The sequence below is a fragment of the Tatumella sp. JGM130 genome, from assembly GCF_018257525.1.
GTDB lineage: Bacteria > Pseudomonadota > Gammaproteobacteria > Enterobacterales > Enterobacteriaceae > Tatumella > Tatumella punctata.
Map to the genome: position 1 here is coordinate 1 of NZ_JAERJS010000084.1, position 1,107 is coordinate 1,107.

1 protein-coding gene is annotated in these 1,107 nt (G+C 51.1%); it reads right to left on the reverse strand.

Annotated elements, in window-relative coordinates; genetic code table 11:
• Positions 1-1,004, reverse strand: a 1,004-nt coding sequence (locus JK211_RS16760; RefSeq protein WP_212709748.1) for an IS630 family transposase, incomplete at its 3' end; no start/stop codon positions are given.
• Positions 1,005-1,107: the final 103 nt, after the last annotated feature.

The window sequence follows — 1,107 nt, forward strand, 5'->3', positions numbered from 1 at the left end:
CCGGGAAACGGGCTGACGGTTTCCATAAAATGGCGCACTTTTTTTAACAGTTGCCACATTGAACGGCACTGATGATTACGGGTTATCGTATCGTGCAACGCCTGCCATAACCGTTCAACATGATTCACCCATGGCGAATAAACCGGCTGATAAATAACGTTAAATTTAGGATTCGCTTTCAGCCAGTTCCGTGTTTTCTCACTCTTGTGAATAATATAGTTATCCACGATAAGCGTGATCGTTTTCGCCCGTCGGTACGTCGCTTTCAGGTGTTGAAGCAGGCTGATAAACAAGGACGACGCTTTGCTGCTACCGCCCACGTAGCTGACTTTTCCTGTACCGCTGTGCAGCGCGCCGGCCAGATAATATTTTTCATTCTGTCCGGGTGTGACCACTCGTTTTTGCTGCCCACGGACCTGCCAGTCCGCACCGATTTTGGGATTGAGGTGGATATCCACCTCATCTTCGTAAAACACCGGATGGTCAATACTGCATTTATCCAGAGCTTTACGGATGGCTGCCATTTTTTCATTTTTGTGTGGATCGCGTATATGCAGAGTGGGGGCCGCCCTGCGCCACACCAGCCCCGCTGAAGGCAGCCAGCGACGGACTGTGCCGGGATGCAGTTTACAGCCTGTTATCTCGTTGATTTTTATTGCCAGAAGTTCAGTACTCCAGCGGGAGCGTTGATAGCCAAAATCACTGGGAGAACGACTGACAAGCTGTACCAGCAGTGCACAAATTTGCTCAAATGGCCACCGGCGTTCACGGCCCGGACGCAGTGATATCAGGCCTTCCGCGCCATACAGGGTAAACCAGTTAATCCAGCGTCCGACGGATGAACGGGCACAGCAGAGCGTTCTGGCAACGTCGGTAACACGACTTCCCCGGTGCAGCATCAGCATAGCGGTCAGCCTGCGGGCATGATTTTTATCGCGAGTTTTATGGATAGTTTTCTGCATCAGGCGTCGTTCGGTACGGGGTATTGGTGCTATGATCGACATCGCTCAGTCCGGTTGGTGGTTTGTGATGTTTGGCGATTGATCAGATCGCACAATCCGGGCTGAGTTCCCTTAAAGTGATCTACTATTTGGCGCAGCTATTTAG